This is a genomic window from Mesorhizobium sp. M0119 (assembly GCF_040322615.1).
Classification (GTDB): domain Bacteria; phylum Pseudomonadota; class Alphaproteobacteria; order Rhizobiales; family Rhizobiaceae; genus Mesorhizobium.
Genome location: NZ_JAMYTU010000087.1, coordinates 1 through 3893, shown reverse-complemented (window position 1 = coordinate 3893; position 3893 = coordinate 1). Strand labels below are relative to the sequence as shown.

Here is a 3893-nt window from a genome sequence, read left to right as displayed (position 1 = left end):
CCCGCGCGCCCGCGTCAGGCCGCTCTGGGGGCCCCGCCCCCCCCCCCCCACCGAACCAACTCCATAAACCGCGGTGCCCCCCAACTCCCCGCGCGGCGCAAACCATGCCCGGCGGCTCGGAGGCGATCTGGTAGATCAAGCGGCTTCTTGCATTGCGCGTTCGTTGACACCGCTTTCGCCGAGCTTGGAAAGCGCTTCGTCGGTCGCGACCTCTTCTTTGAGAGTTGCCCTGAGCAGCTCGACAACGTCGCTCTTGCCGAGTTCTTCCGCCCACGCGATCAAAGTGCCGTAGCGAGCGATCTCGTAATGCTCGACAGCCTGCGCCGCACCGACAAGCCCGGCGTCGAGCGCGGGAGCACCGTTATACTCCTCGAGCACTTCCGAGCCCTCTTCGATGATGCCGTCGATCGCCGGACAGGTCTTGCCGCGGGCCGGCTTGCCGAATTTCTCGAACACCTCCTCGAGGCGGTCGACATGTCCTTCGGTTTCCATGCGGTGTTTCTCAAAGGCGGCGGTCACTTCTTCCGACTCGGCGCCCTTGGCCATTTTGGGCAGCGTTTTCAGTATCTTCTTCTCGGCGTAGTAGAGGTCTTTGAGCCCGTCGTGGAACAGATCCTCAAGGCCCTTGCTTGCCGCCTTCGCGGCCTTTTTCGTGGTCGCCATGATCCTCTCCCGAATGGTTGGTGCCGCCTCGCAAAGTGGAGGCGTCCGATAACCCACCGACGGGAAACAAGTTCCCTGACGGTCCGGCAGCTTTGAAAATTTTTTCGGACCCGCCGTGTAGTGTCGCAAGGGACCTCGACCTGCGGCAGCAATCGGCCAGGAAAGCGCCGTCAGCGCTCGCCGATATGCTCGACCAGGCGGGTATATTCGGCCTCTGCCATGCCGTAGCCGCCATCCGCCAGTGCGACGAGACCATCGCGATCGCGAATGATAATTTCGCCGCGGCGGGACCGGATGAGCCCTCGCCCCTCAAGCAGCTGCAGCGCGACCGTGACGCCCGGGCGCCTTACGCCAAGCATGATCGACAGGAATTCGTGAGTGATCGTCAGCCGGCCGCCGTCCACCCGATCGTCACACATGAGCAGCCAGCGCGCCAGCCGGTCTTCAAGTTTCGATCGCGCGTTGACCAGCGCGGTATAGCCAGTCTGGACATGCAGATATTGCACGTAGCGCAGCAAGAACAGCCGCAGCGTCGGGCTTTGCGTCAGCGCCGACTTGAACGGCTCGGCGTCAATCCTGGCGGCTTCTCCCGCCAGCTGCACATAGCAATCATGGACCGTACGGTCGTCGCCCATTATCAGGGCCGAGCCGGTCATACCTTCCAAGCCGACAAGGCCAACTTCCGCATCGCTGCCGTTCGGCATTTTCGCAACCACCGAACCGATGCCGTCCTCGAGGAAATAAATGGCCTCGATCGGCGATCCGGACACTTCGAGCGATTGCCGTAACTCCAGCGAACAGCGCTCGATGTGCGGCTCGAGAGATGCGAAATCGCCGGCGCTCATCCGGCGCAACAGCTTGTTTTTGTATAGATTTTTATTGGAAATTGCTGGATCAGACATAGCTAGCCCCAAAACAGGGCAAGAGCTTTTTTATCTCCCAGCCGTCCGCGCCCGGTATAACCTGCGGACGATAACGCTCATATAAGCACTGAAAGGTATGGAGCCTACTAAATAAAAAAATGAATCGATGCACGGCAGTTTCTCCTGCCGCTTGCCTACGAAAACATCCGACTGAAAGTTAGAGTTGGAAACGTACCAAAGACAGTTTGGTACGAAAACGACAATTGAGATCATCCGGGCGCGAAAGAGCCCGTCGCGAGGGATGCAACGGGCTCCATTCGGGCGTCGTGGGCTACGCCCAGTGATCCAAATGAGGGGTGGGTTGGATCGCAGCAACAATGCAGGTGGAAGGCAGTCGTTCCCAAACTGTCTGCTTGGTAATTTCCGTACATTGAGTTTGGACGAGAGCGGCGCTAATTGAATTGGAGTCGTCCACACAGACATGGCGAGTGGACGCTTGAAAGACGCTTCGCGCTTTCGCCCTTTTCAAGGGAGGATGGCATGTCGATGCAAGGTGCAGCAACTCCAGCCGAACTGAGCGTGCTGAAAAAAGCGCTCGACGACTGCTGCCGCGAGTTGGGTGTTGCGGACGACAGTCCTGTCCGCGAGCGGTTGGCCGCCCGTATCATGTCGCTGTTCAACGAGGGTGTGCTCAGCGCCGATCTGAAAGAAGCGCTGGCCGCCGATCGCCAACACTAAGCTGCTGCTATGGTGGTGTCCTCGGTGCCGAAAGGTTCGGCACCGGGTCGCCCTTTTTAGCCAGGGATCCTGGTTGGCCAAGGATCATGGAAATCTTGTCTTTTCACGACAAACGCCCCGGCGCTTATTGCCAAGCGGCAGGCGTTTTTGTCCGCGAGCGTGACACTAAAGCGCGTCGCGTTTGACCGGCCTCACGCGACGCGCTTCAGGTTCCTGTTCTATGCATGTCGTTACCGCAAAACCGCTGCACACTTTTGCGCGACATGCATTAAATGCGCCCAAGCAGGACCAGGATAATGACGATAAGCAGCACCAGGCCGAGGCCGCCACCACCGTAATAGCCGGTGCCATAGAACGGTCCGCCGCCCAAGCCGCTGAAGCCGCCAAGCAAGGCAAGGACCAAGATAATGATGAGAATGGTTCCAAGGCCCATGATGTCTGCTCTCCTTGTTTGCGCTGCCGCCATTCGCATCAGCGCGTCGCATTGTACAAAGGTATGAACTCGCAAGGAGCATTCCTGTTCCGGCGGGACGGTAAGGCGTACGCTCATGCGGCGAGCAAAATGCCGGGCTGTGCCGTTAGAAAAGTCCATAGATGCGTGCCCGCGGAGAATGGCATGCCGGCCACCTTGAACACCTGAGAACATGCTGAATTTCATAGGAAATTTGTCGGAACCTTCGCCCGCCCGAACGGTTGTTTTCGTAGTCGCAACGCGACGACCCTCGTAAAAAGGAGAAGCATCATGCTCACGAAAATTCTCGCAGCTTCGGCGCTTACGATCGGTCTGGCCACGTCAGCGATGGCCCAGAACGTCGGCGACCCCTCCGGAGCCGCTGCCGACGGTAGCGGGCGGACGGTCGTAGTCCCGGATAATGGCGGCCCTGACACCGGCACGGATTCGACCATCACCAACAGCATTCGCGATTTCTCAACGACGAATTCGAATGCCGACCGGAATTGCCCGCTGGGCCCGCAGGGGGCTCTGCCCGATGCGACCGGCAAGGCTCCGGGCACGATGGCGCCGACGGTGAACGACAACCACTGCGGCAAGTAAGCGCCCGGTCATCACAGCCTGACGAGGCCGCGGAGCATAGGCTCCGCGGCCGGCTGGTTTTGCCTTAAAATCAGCCTAACGGCCGCGGTGGTCGAAGCTGACCGCGATATCCCGACCGTCCAGCGCCCGAACGATGAAGCCAACCAGCTCCTCGTCGGTTTGCCGGAACCAGGGAAAGCGTTTGCGCAAATCGGCTATGACGACGGTGGTCGAGAGAATGTCGCCGGAATGATAGTCGGCCATGATGGTATGAACGGCAGCGTCGGTGTCAATACCGATTCCTAGCGGCGACTTGATCTGCCCCACGGAAGCCTCCACCCATCTCTCCCAGCCAACGATAGCAAGACTGCGGCAAAGCGAAAGAGCTTGTACGATTCCGTACGATCTCGCGGCTTGCGTTGCACTTTGCAGGACTCAGCCGGCGTCTTTTGTTTTGCGTTTCCAAACCATTGTTTGGCGTGGGGGGGGGGGGGGGGGGGGGGCGCCGCCCCCCCCCACCCCCCCCCCCCGACCCGGGCGCCGCGGGGGGGCGGGGGGGGGCGGGGCGGGCCCGAGAGAGCGCCAACAACACAAAA

At 60.1% G+C, this 3893-nt stretch carries 6 protein-coding genes; 2 read left to right on the top strand and 4 right to left on the bottom strand.

Translation table 11 applies throughout. From position 1 onward, the window contains the following. Positions 1-135: 135 nt before the first annotated feature. Positions 136-663, bottom strand: a complete 528-nt coding sequence (locus NKJ40_RS31510) for a YciE/YciF ferroxidase family protein (protein WP_352469352.1) — start codon at positions 661-663, stop codon at positions 136-138. 170 nt (positions 664-833) lie between these two features. Further along, positions 834-1508 (bottom strand): Crp/Fnr family transcriptional regulator, encoded by a 675-nt coding sequence (locus NKJ40_RS31505; RefSeq protein WP_502903792.1) that lies wholly within the window; start codon positions 1506-1508, stop codon positions 834-836. Between the two features lie 564 nt (positions 1509-2072). Here NKJ40_RS31505 and NKJ40_RS31500 point away from each other — a divergent pair. Further along, positions 2073-2264, top strand: a complete 192-nt coding sequence (locus tag NKJ40_RS31500) for a hypothetical protein (protein WP_352469350.1) — start codon at positions 2073-2075, stop codon at positions 2262-2264. Positions 2265-2532: 268 nt separating this feature from the next. Here NKJ40_RS31500 and NKJ40_RS31495 read toward each other — a convergent pair whose 3' ends face one another. Continuing rightward, on the bottom strand, positions 2533-2697 hold the full coding sequence (locus NKJ40_RS31495) for a DUF3309 family protein (protein WP_023677107.1): 165 nt from the start codon (positions 2695-2697) through the stop codon (positions 2533-2535). Positions 2698-3006: 309 nt separating this feature from the next. Here NKJ40_RS31495 and NKJ40_RS31490 point away from each other — a divergent pair, with 309 nt between their 5' ends. Continuing rightward, the gene (locus NKJ40_RS31490; RefSeq protein ID WP_352469349.1) at positions 3007-3318 is read left to right on the top strand and encodes a hypothetical protein; all 312 of its coding nucleotides are present in this window, start codon (positions 3007-3009) and stop codon (positions 3316-3318) included. Positions 3319-3393: 75 nt separating this feature from the next. Here the strand turns inward: NKJ40_RS31490 and NKJ40_RS31485 are convergent, their stop codons facing one another. Next, positions 3394-3636, bottom strand: a complete 243-nt coding sequence (locus tag NKJ40_RS31485; RefSeq protein ID WP_023677110.1) for a hypothetical protein — start codon at positions 3634-3636, stop codon at positions 3394-3396. Positions 3637-3893 lie beyond the last annotated feature (257 nt).

What these genes read in the sequence shown, in the direction of transcription:
- NKJ40_RS31495 (WP_023677107.1), bottom strand. Translation starts at nt 2,697, where the DNA reads ATGGGCCTTGGAACCATTCTCATCATTATCTTGGTCCTTGCCTTGCTT.
- NKJ40_RS31500 (WP_352469350.1), top strand. Translation starts at nt 2,073, where the DNA reads ATGCAAGGTGCAGCAACTCCAGCCGAACTGAGCGTGCTGAAAAAAGCG.
- NKJ40_RS31510 (WP_352469352.1), bottom strand. Translation starts at nt 663, where the DNA reads ATGGCGACCACGAAAAAGGCCGCGAAGGCGGCAAGCAAGGGCCTTGAG.
- NKJ40_RS31505 (WP_502903792.1), bottom strand. Translation starts at nt 1,508, where the DNA reads ATGAGCGCCGGCGATTTCGCATCTCTCGAGCCGCACATCGAGCGCTGT.
- NKJ40_RS31490 (WP_352469349.1), top strand. Translation starts at nt 3,007, where the DNA reads ATGCTCACGAAAATTCTCGCAGCTTCGGCGCTTACGATCGGTCTGGCC.